The organism is Pseudomonas sp. LAIL14HWK12:I1, from assembly GCF_003202095.1.
Classification (GTDB): Bacteria; Pseudomonadota; Gammaproteobacteria; order Pseudomonadales; family Pseudomonadaceae; genus Aquipseudomonas; species Aquipseudomonas monteilii.
In genome coordinates, this window is the sequence record NZ_QJKG01000009.1 from 123,828 (window position 1) to 139,618 (window position 15,791).

Genomic DNA, 15,791 nt, shown 5'->3' on the forward strand with positions numbered 1-15,791 from the left:
ACTGCCATTTATGTCTACGTCGTTTCTGGAAATTGTCGAGTTGCCTGATGGCCGCATCGAACTGCGTCGCGCCGAGGATGAGGGCTCTCTGGTAACCCTGGATTTCTCGGAAGACGCCAAGGTGTTCCTGCAGGGCCAGCATGTGGAAGTGGCCAAGGCCATGCTCAGTGTGGGCGTGCAGATGGCCGGTCGCCTGATGGATGGCGAGCTTGAGCGTGATGAAGGGCCGCGTGTGCTGCACTAAGGGTGCAGCAACGTGTCAGGCTTTTTGAAGTGACAGGCAAAGCCTGAACATCAGCCGAGGCGGATGTTCAGGCTTTGTGCATTTCCGGCACTGGCCGCGCGTAGCAACTGTTGACGTGCAGTGGCATTGACGCTACCCAGCCAGCTCACCACGGTGTGGCTGAGGCCAAGGCGCAAGGCCTCGCAGGCTAGTTGCAGCGGGCTTTGATTGCTGCGAGGTTGCAGCAGCAAAATACGTTCACGGTTGAGCCCGGCATCGCGCAACCAGGCCTGGGTCAGGCTGGAGGGCGGAGCGATCAGGGTCAGCCAGCGCGCTTCGTCCTCTTCGCTCAGCTCGCGCAGTACCGGTGCCAGCAGGCTTTGGCAGTGCCCAGGGGCGCCGCGCAGCGACAGTTCGCTGAACAGCTCGGGTTGGCTGCTCTTGCGTGCCAGTTCACTGGCTTTCAGGCCCGGTAGCACGGGCTGGGCGAGAAAAGCTTCGAACAGGGGCAACTGAGCTTGCTCGGGTGCGTGAATGAACTGCTGCATGACGCCTCCTGGATCAGCGGCGAATGACGCCGACGCTCAAGCCCTCGATCACCAGCTCCTGTTCTTTCAGGTCGACTTCGATGGGGGCGAATTCGGGGTTTTCGGCAAGCAGCCATACCCTGCTGCCTTCACGCTTGAAGCGCTTGACGGTCACTTCGTCGCCGATGCGGGCCACCACGATCTGGCCGTTGCGGGCTTCGCGGCAGGTGTGTACCGCCAGCAGGTCGCCGTCGAAGATGCCGACGTCCTTCATGCTCATGCCGTGTACGCGCAACAGATAGTCGGCTTGGGGGTGGAAGAAGGCGGGGCTGATGTTGCAGGATTGCTCGATGTGCTGTTCGGCAAGGATCGGCGCACCGGCAGCAACCCGGCCGATGATCGGCAGGCCGCTTTCTTCGGCTTTGGCTTCCAGGCCGGGAATGCGGATACCACGGGAGGCGCCCGGGGTCATCTCGATGGCGCCTTTGCGGGCGAGGGCCTTGAGGTGCTCCTCGGCGGCGTTGGGCGACTTGAAGCCCAGCTCCTGAGCGATCTCGGCGCGCGTCGGCGGGAAGCCGTTGTCTTCCAGGCAGCGTTTGATGAACGCGAGAATTTCGGCTTGGCGTGGCGTCAGTTTCAACATGGTGAGCGCTCTGTCTTTTTGTACAGTGACTGGGATTATATACAGTACTGGATGCGCTGCAAGCCAAAAGGCGCAATAAACAGCAGAGGTGATGCTTGCAGCCGGCCGTCTGGCGCTTTTAAATGGCGACCGCCCGGTCACCGAGCCTTGACAGAAGCGGGGCTGAAACGTATGTTTCAAACACCTGTTTGTCTGGCGGAGTACCCGGAGTAGTCATGGCCCAATCGGAAACCGTTGAACGCATTCTCGATGCTGCCGAGCAGCTGTTCGCGGAAAGGGGGTTCGCCGAAACCTCGTTGCGGCTGATTACCAGCAAGGCCGGGGTCAACCTGGCGGCCGTCAACTATCATTTCGGCTCCAAGAAGGCGTTGATCCAGGCGGTGTTCTCGCGCTTCCTCGGCCCGTTTTGTGCCAGCCTGGAGCGTGAACTCGAGCGGCGTCAGGCCAAGCCGGAACAAAAACCCAGCCTTGAAGAGCTGCTGGAAATGCTGGTGGAGCAGGCGCTGGCGGTGCAGCCTCGCAGCAACAATGACCTGTCGATCTTCATGCGCTTGCTGGGCCTGGCTTTCAGCCAGAGCCAGGGCCACCTGCGGCGCTATCTGGAAGACATGTACGGCAAGGTATTCCGCCGCTACATGCTGCTGGTCAACGAGGCCGCGCCACGCATTCCACCGCTGGAGCTGTTCTGGCGTGTGCACTTCATGCTCGGTGCTGCGGCCTTCAGCATGTCCGGTATCAAGGCCCTGCGGGCGATCGCCGAGACCGACTTCGGCATCAATACCTCGATCGAGCAGGTGATGCGCCTGATGGTGCCGTTCCTGGCGGCCGGCATGCGTGCCGACAGCGGTGTCACCGATGATGCCATGGCCAGCGCCCAGCTGCGCCCGCGTACCAAGACCAGCGTCAGCGCTACCACCGCCAAAGCCTGAAGGCTGGGCGGGGCAGGGCGCTTCGGCTAAGCTAGCGCCCATGCCCGACCTCGATCTGTTGCACATTTCCCTTGCCGACCAATGCCTGTACGGTTTCGCCCGTGGCCAGTTACGCGTGCGCGTGCCAGTGTCCACGGCGCGTAACGGAGCCGGCGAGCGCAACGGTTCGGGGTGCACGCCGCGCGGGCTGCATCAGGTGCGGGCAAAGATTGGCGCAGGCCTGCCGCTGAATGCGGTATTGGCCGGGCGGCGCTGGACGGGTGAGGTGTGGTCGCCGGAGCTGCACGCGCAAAACCCGGAGCGCGACTGGATCCTCACCCGCATCCTCTGGCTCAGCGGCTGCGAGCCTGGCGTCAACCGCCTGGGTGCGGTCGACACGTTCCGCCGCTATATCTACCTGCATGGCACTCCGGATACGGAACCCCTGGGCGTAGCGTTGTCCCATGGCTGCATACGCCTGCGTAATACCGACTTGCTAAGCCTGTTCGAGCGGGTGCCGGTCCATTGCCCGGTGCTCATCGAACAAGCTGCCTGCCCCCAGTGGGCTTCTCTCAGTCTTCAATGAAGGATTACCCATGACCGTCAGCCTGCAAGGCTCCCTGATGGTGGATATCGCCGGTAAATGGCTGACCGCCGAAGACCGTCACTTGCTGCGCCAGCCCGAAGTGGCTGGCCTGATCATCTTTGCCCGCAACATCGATAGCCCGCGCCAGGTGCGTGAGCTGTGTGCGTCGATCCGCGCCATTCGCCCCGACCTGATCCTGGCGGTAGACCAGGAAGGTGGCCGTGTGCAGCGCCTGCGTCAGGGCTTTGTGCGCCTGCCAGCCATGCGTGCGCTGGCCGACAATGACAATGCCGAGTACCTGGCCGAGCAATGCGGCTGGCTGATGGCGACCGAGGTGCTGGCGGTTGGCCTGGACCTGAGCTTTGCCCCGGTGCTCGACCTGGACCACCAGCGTAGCGCCGTGGTTGGCAGCCGCGCCTTCGAGGGTGACCCGCTGCGTGCCACGCAACTGGCCGGGGCCTTCATTCGCGGCATGAATGCGGCGGGCATGGCCGCTTGTGGCAAGCATTTCCCGGGGCATGGCTGGGCCGAGGCCGACTCGCATGTGGCCATCCCTACCGATGAGCGCAGCCTTGAGCAGCTGCGCCAGGCCGACCTGGTGCCGTTCACCCGCCTGAGCGGGCAGCTGGCAGCGGTGATGCCGGCGCATGTCATCTACCCGCAGGTCGACAACCAGCCAGCCGGCTTCTCGCGGCGCTGGCTGCAGGACATCCTGCGTGGCGAGCTGGGCTTCGACGGGGTGATCTTCAGTGATGACCTGTCGATGGCCGGGGCACATGTGGTGGGTGATGCGGCCAGCCGTATCGAGGCGGCGCTGAGTGCCGGCTGTGACATGGGCCTGGTGTGTAACGACCGGGCGGCGGCTGAGCTGGCGCTGAGTGCGGCTCAGCGAATGAAAGTGAAGCCCTCGCCGCGAATTGCGCGGATGCGTGGGCAAGGGTTTGCGCGGACCGACTACCGGCAGCAGCCGCGCTGGCTGGAGGCGCTGGGGGCGTTGAAGGAGGCCCAGCTGGTTGATTGAGCCGAAGCTTAGGTCTTGAGTTTTCTGGGGTTGCCGAGATCGAGCGCCGCCCGCGCGGCGCTCGATCTGACGGGCGACAAAACCCTCAAGTCATGCGCCCCGAAACACTCACCGCCCACGCTTCCCCGGCAGCGGCGCAAACAACGCCTCGATCTCTTCATCCCCCAGTCGCCACTGCCCAGCCTGCCCGCCATCCAGCAGGCTTGCCGCCAGCGCCGCCTTCTCTTGTTGCAGCAACTGGATCTTCTCTTCCACCGTACCGCGGGTAATCAGCTTGAACACGAACACCGGCTTGTCCTGGCCAATGCGGTAGGCGCGGTCGGTGGCCTGGTTCTCGCTGGCCGGGTTCCACCAGGGGTCGAAGTGAATCACCGTGTCCGCAGCTGTCAGGTTCAGCCCCACGCCACCTGCCTTGAGGCTGATCAGGAACACGTCGCTCTCACCTTGCTGGAATTGCTGTACCGGCGTGCGCCGGTCGCGGGTGTCACCGGTCAGCAGGCTGTAACGGATCTTGCGCTTCTGCAGTTCTTGCTCGATTAGCGCCAACATCGAGGTGAATTGCGAGAACAACAGTACCCGCCGCCCTTCGCTGAGCAGTTCTTCGAGCATTTCCAGCAGCGCACCCAGCTTGCCCTTGTCGGCCTGGTTACCCTTGCTTTCCACACCCTTGACCAGGCGCAGGTCGCAGCACACCTGGCGCAGCTTGAGCAGGGCGTCGAGAATGACGATCTGGCTGCGGGCGGCGCCATTGCGGGCGATTTCGTCGCGCACTTTCTTGTCCATCGCCACGCGCACGGCCTCGTAGGTGTCGCGTTGGGCGTCGCTCAGCTCCACCCAGTGCACCATCTCGGTCTTGGCAGGCAGCTCGGTGGCCACCTGTTCCTTGGTGCGGCGCAACAGGAACGGCCGAATGCGTGTAACCAGGTGGGCCAGCCGCTCGTTGTCGCCATGGCGCTCGATGGGGGTACGGTAGTCCTGGTTAAAGCGCTTCAGGTCACCCAGCCAGCCGGGCATCAGGAAGTGAAAGATCGACCAAAGCTCGCCCAGGTTGTTTTCCATTGGCGTGCCGGTCAGGCACAGGCGCTGGTTGGCTTGCAGCTCGTAGACGGCGAGTGCGGCCTTGCTGGTGCTGCTCTTGATGTTTTGCGCCTCGTCCAGCACCAGTACATGCCAGGGTTGGCTACGCAGGTGTTCGAGATCGCGTGGCACCAGGGCGTAGGTGGTCAGCACGAGGTCGTATTCGTGCAGCGTGGCGAAATGCTTGCTGCGCCCCGGGCCTTGCAGGGCCAGCACGCGCAGGTCGGGGGCGAAGCGCTGGGCTTCGTCCAGCCAGTTGGGCACCAGGCTGGTCGGCATCACTGCCAGGGCGGGAGCGGTCAGTCGCCCGGCCTGCTTTTCCAGCAGCAGGTGCGCCAGGGCCTGCAGGGTCTTGCCCAAGCCCATGTCGTCGCCCAGGATGCCGCCTGTGCCCATTTCGCGTAGTGCCTGCAGCCAGTTAAGGCCCTGTTGCTGGTAGGGGCGCAGGCTGGCCTGCAGCCCTGTGGGCGGGGCTACCTGCAAGTCGCGGGCGTCGCGCAGGCGGCGGCCCAGATCCCGCACATGTGCGCCGCCTTCCCAGTGCAGGGGCAAGCCTTCGATCTCGTTCAGGCGTGCGGCATCGGCGCGGTCCAGGCGCAGGGACGGGCCGGCTACGTCTTCGTGCAGGTACAGCTCGCCCAAGGTGCCCATTACGGCCTTGATGCGGCCGTAGGGCAGGGCAACGCGCAGGGCCGAGGCATCGAGGCGGCCGCGGTTGAGGTCGATCAGCAGGTGCTCGTCGTCGCTGCGCCGGGCCAGTTCGCTGGGGCGCAGCAATTCCGGGTTGCTGCGCAGCAGTTGCAGCACAATCGGCAGCAGGCTGTGGCGCTGGCCATCGACCACGATACCCAGCTCCAGGTCGAACCATTCATGGCCGGGGGCTTCGTCGATGGTGGCGTACCAGTCGTCTACCTCTTGCAGGTTGAAGGCGAAATCGCGGTGGATGTCGATGTCCCACCCGGCCTCGCGCAGGCGGGGCAGGCCTTCGCGGGCAAAGCGCAGCCAAGCTTCGTCGTCTGGCAGCTGAAACATCTCGCCGGCGCTGTCGGGCAGGGCCTTGCTTTGTCGGGTGGCGGCCTTGAAGCCCAGGTCAAGCAGCACCTTGCGCAGCGCCTGCTCGGCCTGCGGCTGGCGGCGGATGCGCTGGCTGGTGTTGTTGATCAGGCGGGTCAGCGGTTTTTCGTCGCTGCCGCTGGCGCGTAAACCGTCATAGTCGAACGCCAGTGCGGCTCGATGCTGCATCTGCCGCTGCATGCGGCCGGTCTTGGGCATGTAGGCGCTGAATTCGAGGCTGCCGAGGGTCAGGTGCGGCCTGGGTTGAATACTGTCGATTTCTTCACTGCGTACGCTTGTAGGCGTTGGCACCTGGCGATTCAGCGCATTCAACCGGTGGCTCAGGGGGATGATCAAGTGTTCGGGCACCGTAGGTGCGCTTGCCAGTTGGCTGGCAATGAACGGGTCAAGACCATGCTCAAGCTTGCCAGTCATACCCGTTTGAGTATCGATGTAGTAGAGCGGGTCGAGCGGCAGTGCCACGTCATGCATCCGCTTGTCATTGTGCCACGAACCGCGATAGCTGCCGTTCTCAAGCCTCATCCAGCGGAACTCGGCTTGGAGGGTCGGCCCAGGGATTAATGACAACTGTTTCTCGGCATGAATCAAGCGCCCACTGGCAAGTGCGAATTCATACAGCTCTGCACCTTGTTTACCTTCCAGTCTGGCGATGGGCATGCTGGAATTATTGGCAAGGGTGTCAATCAACCTGAGGATGCGCAGATCTTCATCTGTGACATAACGCGGCGTGTAATAGAGCATTTCAGGCAGCGAGCTGGCACGCCCCAGCTTCAGCTGACCATCGGCTTCGCGGGTGCCTTTGGATACGCTGAGCGTGCAAACGCCATGGTCGTTAACGACCTTGTAGTAGAGCGAGGGGCCTTTGCGCTTGGCGGGTTCAGCGGGCTTGGTCGGGACTTCCAGGGTTTCGACCCAGTGGGCGAGTTCAGGGGGGAGGTCGAGCGAGTGCTGGGTCGTTTCGGCAGGTGCAGGCGGGGTGTCCTGATCGCCTTCGCCGCAATCCGGGCCCTGTTCCAGCAGGTAAAGTGCAGCGGCGCAATGCTTGCAGTTTTCACCTACAGGGCACGTGCAACTGCCCTCGCATTCCAGGCCATCTCCAGTCATGTCCAGGGTTATGCGCTGGTAGTAGGTGCGGCCCGCGGAGCCTGTACACTCAGCGCGGATCGTCATGCCCAGGATCGATACGATCGCGCTTCTGCCTTCATCGGCATAGTCCCGACCGCGCCGCAGGGTCTTGCGATCAAACGACATAGTCCAGCCATTGTGCGCCCGCACAAAGAACTGCGCATCGCTCTCGCTCACGTCACTGCTCCATCATCTCCGGGTCCACCACCGGCATTTTCGGCGTACCCGGTGGCGTCACCTTCAGCAGTACGGCCAGGTGGCCGCCGTCGAGGAAGGTCAGCTGGCCGCCCTTGACGTTGCTGTTGCTCTGCTTGAACTGCTCGCTTTGCAGCACGTTGCCGTTGCCGTCCAGCTGGTTGACCCAGAAGTTGGCCTCGACAGTGATGAAGCGGCCTTCGGCGATGCTCAGGTTACCTTCGATGGGGAAGTGGCCGAACTGCTCAGTACCTTCGCCCAGGGCAATGCGGCCGGGCTCGCTGCCCACCTGCTGCTGCCAGGCCTTGTGCATCAATACGGTGTAGTCGGCAGTGGCTTCCAGGCGGGTGGCTTCGTCCTCCAGCGCCAAGCGGCGCTCGGCGTCCTTTTCCAGGCGTGGGGCGCCGGCGCTCCAGTTTTCCGGGGCGAACGGGCTGGTGAAGGCGGGCACGCTGTTTTGCCGCACCAGGATCATTTCAACCTGATACAGGCCTTCGGCGAAGGCGGCTGGCGCAAACAGCGCCAGCAGCAGGGTCAGGCTACGGATGGCACGCATGGATCTTCCTTAGGCAGGCTGTGGGGTCAGGCGCTCGAACAGCGCCTCCAGGGTGTTGAAACGTTCGTCGGGGCGCTCCATCGGCACCAGGAAACGGAACTGGGTCGCACCTTCGAACTTGTAGCGTTTGGGCTGCCCCTGGATCAGCTTGATCAGGGTCAGCGGGTCGACCGGGGTTTCGGCCTCGAACTCGAGCTTGCCGCCATTGGGGCCGGCGTCGACTTTCTTGATGCCAAGCTTTTCCGCATGCAGCTTGAGCGAGGTCAGGCGCATCAGGTTCTTGGTTGGCTCCGGCAGCAGGCCGAAGCGGTCGATCATTTCCACTTGCAGGTCTTTGAGGCCTTCTTCGTCGGCCGCCGAGGCAATGCGCTTGTACAGGATCAGCCGCGCGTGCACGTCGGGCAGGTAGTCTTCGGGGATCAGCGCCGGCAGGCGCAGGTTGATCTCCGGGCCACCGCCCAGTGGCTGTTCGAGGTTCGGCTGGGTGCCTTTGCGAATCGCCTTCACCGCACGTTCGAGCATTTCCATGTACAGGGTGAAGCCCACCGCCTGGATCTGCCCGCTTTGACCTTCGCCCAGCAGCTCGCCCGCACCGCGGATTTCCAGGTCGTTGGTGGCCAGCACGAAACCGGCGCCCAGGTCCTGGGTGTTGGCGATAGCCTCCAGCCGTTTTTCGGCGTCGGCGCTGACTTTCTGCCGGGTGGGTGTGAGCAGGTAGGCGTAGGCCTGGTGGTGGCTGCGCCCGACCCGGCCACGCAACTGGTGCAATTGGGCCAGGCCGAACTTGTCGGCACGCTCGATGACGATGGTGTTGGCGCTGGGCACGTCGATGCCGGTTTCGATGATGGTCGAGGCCACCAGCACGTTGAAGCGCTTGTGGTAGAAGTCGCTCATCACCTGTTCCAGCTCGCGCTCGCGCATTTGCCCGTGGCCAATGCCGATGCGCGCCTCGGGTACCAGTTCGGCGAGGTCGGCGGCGCATTTTTCGATGGTTTTCACATCGTTGTGCAGGTAGTACACCTGGCCACCGCGCAGCAGTTCACGCAACAGCGCTTCCTTGACCGTGCTCTTGTTCTGTTCCATGACGAAGGTGCGCACCGACAGGCGGCGCGCCGGCGGCGTGGCGATGATCGACAGGTCGCGCATGCCCGCTACCGCCATGTTCAGCGTACGCGGAATCGGCGTGGCGGTGAGGGTAAGGATGTCGACCTCGCTGCGCAGGGCCTTCAGTTGCTCCTTCTGGCGCACGCCAAAACGGTGTTCTTCGTCGATGATGGCCAGGCCCAGGTCCTTGAAGCGCACATCGTCCTGCAGCAGCTTGTGGGTGCCGATGAGGATGTCGATCTTGCCTTCGGCCAGGTCGGCGGCAGCGGCGGCCACTTCCTTGGCGGATTTGAAGCGGCTCATCACTTCCACGGTCACCGGCCAGTCAGCGAAGCGGTCACGGAAACTGTTGTAGTGCTGCTGGGCGAGCAGTGTGGTGGGCACCAGCACGGCCACCTGGCGGCCGCTGTGCACAGCGATGAACGCGGCGCGCATGGCCACTTCGGTTTTGCCGAAGCCGACATCGCCGCACACCAGACGGTCCATCGGCTTGGGTGCCAGCATGTCGGCACGCACGGCTTCGATGGCGGCTTGCTGGTCCGGGGTTTCTTCGAACGGGAAGCCGGCGCTGAAGGTGGCGTAGTCGGCAGACGGGTCGGCAAACGCATAACCCTTGCGCGCAGCGCGGCGAGCATAGATGTCGAGCAGCTCGGCGGCCACGTCGCGCACCTGTTCGGCGGCCTTGCGCTTGGCTTTCTGCCAGGCCTCCGAGCCCAGCCTGTGCAACGGCGCCAGCGCGTCGTCGCTACCGGTGTAGCGAGCGATGAGGTGCAGGTTGGCCACTGGCACATACAGCTTGGCGTTCTCGGCGTATTCCAGGGTAAGGAACTCGGCGGCCTGGCCGTCGATTTCCAGGGTGGCCAGGCCCAGGTAGCGGCCCACACCGTGGTCGATGTGCACCACTGGCGCGCCTTCGCGCAGCTCGGTGAGGTTCTTGATGACGGCGTCGTTGGCGGTTTCGCCACGCTTGTCGCGGCGTCGGCGCTGCATCACCCGCTGGCCGAACAGCGGGCTTTCGGCCACCAGGGCCAGGCCTGGGTCGTCCAGCACCAGGCCGTCGTCCAGCGGAGCAATGGTGATTGCCAGGCGCTCGCTGCCGGTAATGAAATCGTCCCAGCCGTCGACGGTATGCGGGCGCAGCTTCAGCCGGTCGAGCAGTTCCAGCAACACTTCGCGGCGGCCCGCCGATTCGGCGGTGAACAGCACGCGGCCGGGGAACTGGTCGAGGAAGTTGGCCAGTTCGGCCAGCGGCTGGTTGGCCTTGGCCTCGATGGCCAGATTGGGCAGGGCGCGTGCCGGGAAGCGCTCGCGGCCCGCGCCCGGGTCGAGGTCTTCGCTGCTGACCACCACCCGCGGCCACTGCTTGAGCCGGGCAAAGCAGTCTTCCACCGGCAGGAACAGCTCGGCCGGTGGCAGCAGCGGCCGGCTCAGGTCGCCGCGACGGTCTTCATAACGCCCGCGTACGTCGTTCCAGAAGTGTTCGGCGGCCTGCTCCACACCGGGCAGCGAGAACACCTGGGTGTCGGCTGGCAGGTAGTCGAACAGGGTCGAGGTTTCTTCGAAGAACAGTGGCAGGTAGTACTCGATACCGGCGGGGATGATGCCGCTGGCCAGGTCCTGGAAGATGGCGCTGCGGCGGAAGTCGACGTCGAAGCGCTCGCGAAAGCGCGCCTTGAAGCGGGTCACTTCCTCTTTCTGCATCGGGAATTCGCGTGCCGGCAGCAGACGCACCGAATCCACCTTGTCGATCGAGCGCTGGGTCTCGGGGTCGAAGGTGCGCAGCGTCTCGATCTCGTCATCGAACAGGTCGATACGGTAGGGCAGTTTGCTGCCCATCGGGAACAGGTCGATCAGCGCGCCGCGCACGGCAAACTCGCCATGCTCGTACACGGTGTCGACGCAGCGATAGCCGCTGGCCTCCAGGCGCGTACGCATCTGTTCCACGTCGATGGTCTGGCCCACATCCAGCACCAGGCTGCTGCCTAGCAGAAAGCGTGTGGGTGCCAGGCGGTGCAGGGCGGTGGTGACCGGCACCACGAGGATGCCGTGGCTCAGCTCCGGCAGCCGGTACAGGCTGGCGATGCGCTGGGAAATGATGTCCTGGTGTGGCGAGAACAGGTCGTAGGGCAGGGTTTCCCAATCGGGGAACGGCAGCACCGGCAGGTCTGGGGCAAAGAAGCGCAGCTCCTGTTCCAGACGGTCGGCGGCCTGGCTGTCGGCCGTCAGCAGCAGGGTGAAGCGGCCAGCGCTGCTGGCGGCCTCGGCGATGGCAAGGCTGAGGGCGGCACCGGGCAGGTTGCCCCAGGTTTGTTTGCCGGCCGTGGCCGACATTTGCGGTAGGCGCAGAACTGACACGGGAGATTGCACTCCAAGCGTTGCGGCAAAGAGACCGATTGTACCGGTGCCAGTGCCGCCTGTCAGGCTTGAAAGGGCATGAACGCTGGCTTGCGTGACTGCGACAGGCGCTCATTGCCGGTTCCGCGTTGGGGCGTCATAATGTAGCCCCTTTTTTCTGTCCCTACATGTGGAAGGTTCCCGTGACTCAGAAGCCCGACCAGTGTCTTGGTGAGTGGATCGATCGTGAAGCCCTGGCTGAAGCGATGATCCCGCTTATCGGTCAGCTCTACCGCAACAACAACGTGGTGAGCTCGATTTATGGCCGCAGCCTGATCAACCGTTCGGTTATCTCGATCCTCAAGGCGCACCGCTTTGCGCGTCATCGTCAAGCCGACGAAACCGAACTGTCCGTCCACGAGACATTCCCACTGCTCAAGGCCATGAGCGAGCTAAAACTGGGCGCCGCTTCGGTCGACCTGGGCAAGCTGGCCAACAAGTTCAAGCAGGAAGGCAATGGCCGCACTGCCGAGCAGTTCGTCCGTGAAGAGCTGGCTGACGTGGTTGGCCAGCAGAACGCTTCGGCCCGTAAAGGCACCGACGTTGTCCTGTACGGCTTCGGTCGCATCGGCCGCCTGCTGGCGCGCATCCTGATCGAGAAGACCGGTGGTGGCGACGGCCTGCGCCTGCGTGCCATCGTCGTGCGCAAAGGCGCCGAAAACGACCTGGTCAAGCGTGCCAGCCTGCTGCGTCGTGACTCGGTTCACGGCCCGTTCGATGGCACCATCACCATCGATGAAGCCAACAACACCATCACCGCCAACGGCAACCTGATCCAGGTTATCTACGCCAAGAGCCCGAGCGAAGTCGACTACACCCAGTACGGCATCGACAACGCGCTGATCGTCGACAACACCGGCGTATGGCGTGACGCTGACGGCCTGGGTCAGCACCTGGCCTGCCCGGGCGCTGCCCGCGTGATCCTCACCGCACCTGGCAAGGGCGCGCTGAAGAACATCGTGCACGGCATCAACCACGGTGACATCGCCGCCGATGACAAGATCATCTCGGCAGCTTCCTGCACCACCAACGCCATCGTGCCGGTACTCAAGGCCATCAACGACCAGTACGGCATCGTCAACGGCCACGTCGAAACCGTTCACTCGTTCACCAACGACCAGAACCTGATCGACAACTTCCACAAGGGCAGCCGCCGTGGCCGTGCCGCGCCGCTGAACATGGTCATCACCGAAACCGGCGCCGCCACTGCTGCCGCCAAGGCACTGCCAGTGCTGAAGGGCAAGCTGACCGGCAACGCCATTCGCGTGCCGACGCCGAACGTTTCGATGGCCATCCTGAACCTGAACCTGGAAAAGGCCACCTCGCGCGACGAGATCAACGAGTACCTGCGCCAGACCGCCATGCACTCGGAGCTGCACAAGCAGATCGACTACGTCAGCTCGCAGGAAGTGGTTTCGACCGACTTCGTCGGCTCGCGCCACGCCGGTGTGGTTGACGCTGAAGCCACCATCGCCAACGACAACCGCGTTGTTCTGTACGTCTGGTACGACAACGAGTTCGGTTACAGCTGCCAGGTGGTTCGCGTGATGGAAGAGATGGCCGGTGTGAACCCGCCAGCGTTTCCACGCTAATGCGCTTGTAAGGCAATGAAAAAACGGGAACCTTCGGGTTCCCGTTTTTTTTGCCTGGAGTAAGTTGTGTGGCGTCTGTTAGATCGAGCGCCGCCCGCGCGGCGCTCGATATGTGCCACACCACAAAATTCAAGCCAAGCACCCAGGAACCGATTTTTTGCGCAAAGCCTTACTGTCCTTCCTCCTGCTGCTAACCGCCTGCAACCAAGGCCCTACCCTGGAGCGCCTGGGTGGCCCGACCATGGGCAGCAGCTACAGCATCCAGTACGTCCGTGAGCCCGGCGGCCCGGCGCCGGAGCAGGTGCAAGCGGCGGTCGAAACCATCCTGGGCGACATCGACCAGCACTATTCGACCTACCGCGCAGACTCCGTTGTCAGCCTGTTCAACCAGTTGCCCGCCAACCAGTGCCTGGCCCTGCCGCCCGACATGCTCGAACTGGTCAACCTTGGCCAGCATCTGGCCGAGCAGAGCGATGGCGCCTTCGACCTCACTGTCGAGCCCTTGCTCGACCTGTGGGGCTTTGGCCCCCAGGCCCGCCACGAGCAGGTGCCGGACCCGCAAGCCCTGGCTCAGGTGCGCCAGCGCGTGGGCTACCGGCACTTGCACATCAAAGGGCAGGCCCTGTGCAAGGACGCCCAGGTGCAGCTCGACTTCAACAGCATGGCCGCTGGCCATGCCGTCGACCTGATTGCCGCTCGCCTGCAAGCCATGGGCGTAACCCGCTTTGTCGCCGAGGCCACTGGCGAGCTCAAGGCGGTCGGCCGCAAACCTGACGGCAGCCCTTGGCGCATCGCCCTGGAACTGCCCCGTGAAGACCGCCAGATCGCACGCCAGATCATCCCGGTCAATGGCCTTTCAGTATCAACCTCGGGTGACTATCGGCACTATTTCGAGCAGAATGGCCGGCGCTATTCGCACGCCTTCGATGCCCGCCTGGGGCGCCCGGTGCAACATGACCTGGCCGCCGTCACCGTGCTACACGCTTCGGCGCTGCAGGCCGACGGTTATTCGACGCTGCTGCTGATCCTTGGTCCCGAGCGTGGCTGGGACTTTGCCCTGGCGCATGGCCTGGCTGCGGTATTGGTGACTCGGGCCGAGGGTGGCTTCGTCTCCCGAGCTACGCCCGCATTCGAACGGGCGGTGAAAGGCGATTGAAAGCGCAGGCAGGGATGATTGCCGCCAGGGAATGGGTAAACCATATGTAGTGCGGGCGAAATTGGCCTACGACGCGACCAAGGGTTAATGTGCGCGGCGTTCACGCTTGATTAGACTGCACCCGAATTTTCTCATGACGCCCCGGCGGCATGATCGCGCCCCGCGAGCGACCGTGGCTTGCGGGCCAGTTCTGAAGGAGTACGCATGGCTGTCTACAACTACGACGTAGTGGTGCTGGGTTCCGGCCCGGCCGGTGAAGGTGCGGCAATGAACGCCGCCAAAGCAGGGCGCAAGGTAGCGATGGTCGATGACCGTCGCCAGGTTGGTGGCAACTGCACCCACTTGGGTACCATCCCGTCCAAGGCACTGCGTCACTCGGTGCGGCAGATCATGCAGTTCAACACCAACCCGATGTTCCGTGCCATCGGTGAGCCACGCTGGTTCTCGTTCCCGGACGTGCTGAAAAGCGCCGAGAAGGTGATTGCCAAGCAGGTGGCATCGCGCACTGGCTACTACGCCCGTAACCGCGTTGACTTGTTCTTCGGCACCGGCAGCTTTGCCGACGAGCAAACCGTCGAAGTGGTGTGCCCGAACGGCGTGGTGGAAAAACTCAACGCCAAGCACATCATCATCGCCACTGGTTCGCGCCCGTATCGCCCGGCCGACATCGACTTCCACCACCCGCGTGTCTACGACAGCGACACCATCCTCAGCCTCAGCCACACCCCGCGCAAGCTGATCGTGTACGGCGCCGGTGTGATCGGTTGCGAATACGCCTCGATCTTCAGTGGCCTGGGCGTGCTGGTAGAACTGGTGGACAACCGTGGGCAGCTGCTGAGCTTCCTGGATTCGGAAATTTCCCAGGCGTTGAGCTACCACTTCAGCAACAACAACATCACCGTGCGCCACAACGAAGAGTATGAGCGCGTCGAAGGCCTGGACAACGGGGTTGTCCTGCACCTGAAGTCGGGCAAGAAGATCAAGGCCGACGCCTTGCTGTGGTGCAACGGCCGTACCGGCAACACCGACAAGCTGGGCCTGGAGAACATCGGTATCAAGGTTAACGGCCGTGGCCAGATCGAGGTCGACGAGGCCTACCGCACCAGCGTGCCGAACATCTACGGTGCAGGCGACGTGATCGGCTGGCCAAGCCTGGCCAGTGCGGCCCATGACCAGGGCCGTTCAGCGGCTGGCAGCATCGTCGACAATGGCAGCTGGCGCTTCGTCAATGACGTGCCGACCGGCATCTATACCATTCCGGAGATCAGCTCGATCGGCAAGAACGAGCAGGAGCTGACCCAGGCCAAGGTGCCGTACGAAGTGGGCAAGGCCTTCTTCAAGAGCATGGCGCGCGCGCAGATCGCCGGCGAGCCGCAGGGCATGCTGAAGATCCTGTTCCACCGCGAAACCCTGGAAATCCTCGGCGTGCACTGCTTCGGCTACCAGGCTTCGGAAATTGTCCACATCGGCCAGGCGATCATGAACCAGCCGGGTGAGCACAACAACCTGAAGTACTTCGTCAACACCACGTTCAACTACCCGACCATGGCCGAAGCCTACCGGGTAGCTGCCTACGATGGCCTGAACCGGCTTTTTTGAGCGGCTCCGAC

Annotated in this window: 12 protein-coding genes; 7 read left to right on the forward strand and 5 right to left on the reverse strand. The window is 63.4% G+C overall.

Features of this window, described 5'->3' with window-relative positions; genetic code table 11:
- The first annotated feature begins 10 nt into the window (after positions 1-10).
- On the forward strand, positions 11-244 hold the full coding sequence (locus D906_RS21245; protein ID WP_003248777.1) for a hypothetical protein: 234 nt from the start codon (positions 11-13) through the stop codon (positions 242-244).
- Between the two features lie 50 nt (positions 245-294).
- Here D906_RS21245 and sulA read toward each other — a convergent pair whose 3' ends face one another.
- Positions 295-771, reverse strand: a complete 477-nt coding sequence (gene sulA / locus D906_RS21250) for an SOS-induced cell division inhibitor SulA (RefSeq protein ID WP_016714900.1) — start codon at positions 769-771, stop codon at positions 295-297.
- A 13-nt stretch (positions 772-784) separates the two neighbouring features.
- Positions 785-1,393: a transcriptional repressor LexA gene (gene lexA / locus D906_RS21255; RefSeq protein ID WP_027615683.1), complete on the reverse strand. Its 609-nt coding sequence runs from the start codon at positions 1,391-1,393 to the stop codon at positions 785-787.
- Positions 1,394-1,608: 215 nt separating this feature from the next.
- Between lexA and D906_RS21260 the strand changes: the two genes are divergently transcribed.
- Genes D906_RS21260 through nagZ form a run of 3 tightly spaced genes read left to right on the forward strand, consistent with a single transcriptional unit; the run spans position 1,609 to position 3,908 of the window.
- Positions 1,609-2,322, forward strand: coding sequence for a TetR/AcrR family transcriptional regulator (locus D906_RS21260; protein ID WP_019096207.1), 714 nt, complete (start codon positions 1,609-1,611; stop codon positions 2,320-2,322).
- 40 nt (positions 2,323-2,362) lie between these two features.
- On the forward strand, positions 2,363-2,887 hold the full coding sequence (locus tag D906_RS21265; protein WP_019096208.1) for a L,D-transpeptidase: 525 nt from the start codon (positions 2,363-2,365) through the stop codon (positions 2,885-2,887).
- 22 nt (positions 2,888-2,909) lie between these two features.
- Positions 2,910-3,908, forward strand: coding sequence for a beta-N-acetylhexosaminidase (nagZ, locus tag D906_RS21270; protein WP_172455937.1), 999 nt, complete (start codon positions 2,910-2,912; stop codon positions 3,906-3,908).
- A 108-nt stretch (positions 3,909-4,016) separates the two neighbouring features.
- Here the strand turns inward: nagZ and D906_RS21275 are convergent, their stop codons facing one another.
- Genes D906_RS21275 through mfd form a run of 3 tightly spaced genes read right to left on the reverse strand, consistent with a single transcriptional unit; the run spans position 4,017 to position 11,394 of the window.
- Positions 4,017-7,310 carry a DEAD/DEAH box helicase gene (locus D906_RS21275; protein ID WP_177325294.1) on the reverse strand — a complete coding sequence of 1,098 codons (3,294 nt, stop codon included), beginning with the start codon at positions 7,308-7,310 and terminating at the stop codon, positions 4,017-4,019.
- 52 nt (positions 7,311-7,362) lie between these two features.
- Positions 7,363-7,935, reverse strand: a complete 573-nt coding sequence (locus D906_RS21280; protein WP_027615684.1) for a CsiV family protein — start codon at positions 7,933-7,935, stop codon at positions 7,363-7,365.
- A gap of 9 nt (positions 7,936-7,944) precedes the next feature.
- Positions 7,945-11,394 (reverse strand): transcription-repair coupling factor, encoded by a 3,450-nt coding sequence (gene mfd, locus D906_RS21285; RefSeq protein WP_025754458.1) that lies wholly within the window; start codon positions 11,392-11,394, stop codon positions 7,945-7,947.
- A 167-nt stretch (positions 11,395-11,561) separates the two neighbouring features.
- Between mfd and D906_RS21290 the strand changes: the two genes are divergently transcribed.
- The 3 genes from D906_RS21290 (at position 11,562) to sthA (ending at position 15,780) form a co-directional block, all read left to right on the forward strand.
- The gene (locus D906_RS21290; RefSeq protein WP_016714907.1) at positions 11,562-13,025 is read left to right on the forward strand and encodes a glyceraldehyde-3-phosphate dehydrogenase; all 1,464 of its coding nucleotides are present in this window, start codon (positions 11,562-11,564) and stop codon (positions 13,023-13,025) included.
- Between the two features lie 157 nt (positions 13,026-13,182).
- Positions 13,183-14,181 (forward strand): FAD:protein FMN transferase, encoded by a 999-nt coding sequence (locus tag D906_RS21295; protein WP_025754457.1) that lies wholly within the window; start codon positions 13,183-13,185, stop codon positions 14,179-14,181.
- Between the two features lie 204 nt (positions 14,182-14,385).
- Positions 14,386-15,780: a Si-specific NAD(P)(+) transhydrogenase gene (gene sthA, locus D906_RS21300; protein ID WP_025754456.1), complete on the forward strand. Its 1,395-nt coding sequence runs from the start codon at positions 14,386-14,388 to the stop codon at positions 15,778-15,780.
- Positions 15,781-15,791 lie beyond the last annotated feature (11 nt).

Coding starts and splice junctions, on each gene's coding strand:
- D906_RS21245 (WP_003248777.1), top strand. CDS start 11: ATGTCTACGTCGTTTCTGGAAATTGTCGAGTTGCCTGATGGCCGCATC.
- sulA (WP_016714900.1), bottom strand. CDS start 771: ATGCAGCAGTTCATTCACGCACCCGAGCAAGCTCAGTTGCCCCTGTTC.
- lexA (WP_027615683.1), bottom strand. CDS start 1,393: ATGTTGAAACTGACGCCACGCCAAGCCGAAATTCTCGCGTTCATCAAA.
- D906_RS21260 (WP_019096207.1), top strand. CDS start 1,609: ATGGCCCAATCGGAAACCGTTGAACGCATTCTCGATGCTGCCGAGCAG.
- D906_RS21265 (WP_019096208.1), top strand. CDS start 2,363: ATGCCCGACCTCGATCTGTTGCACATTTCCCTTGCCGACCAATGCCTG.
- D906_RS21275 (WP_177325294.1), bottom strand. CDS start 7,310: ATGTCGTTTGATCGCAAGACCCTGCGGCGCGGTCGGGACTATGCCGAT.
- D906_RS21280 (WP_027615684.1), bottom strand. CDS start 7,935: ATGCGTGCCATCCGTAGCCTGACCCTGCTGCTGGCGCTGTTTGCGCCA.
- D906_RS21290 (WP_016714907.1), top strand. CDS start 11,562: ATGTGGAAGGTTCCCGTGACTCAGAAGCCCGACCAGTGTCTTGGTGAG.
- sthA (WP_025754456.1), top strand. CDS start 14,386: ATGGCTGTCTACAACTACGACGTAGTGGTGCTGGGTTCCGGCCCGGCC.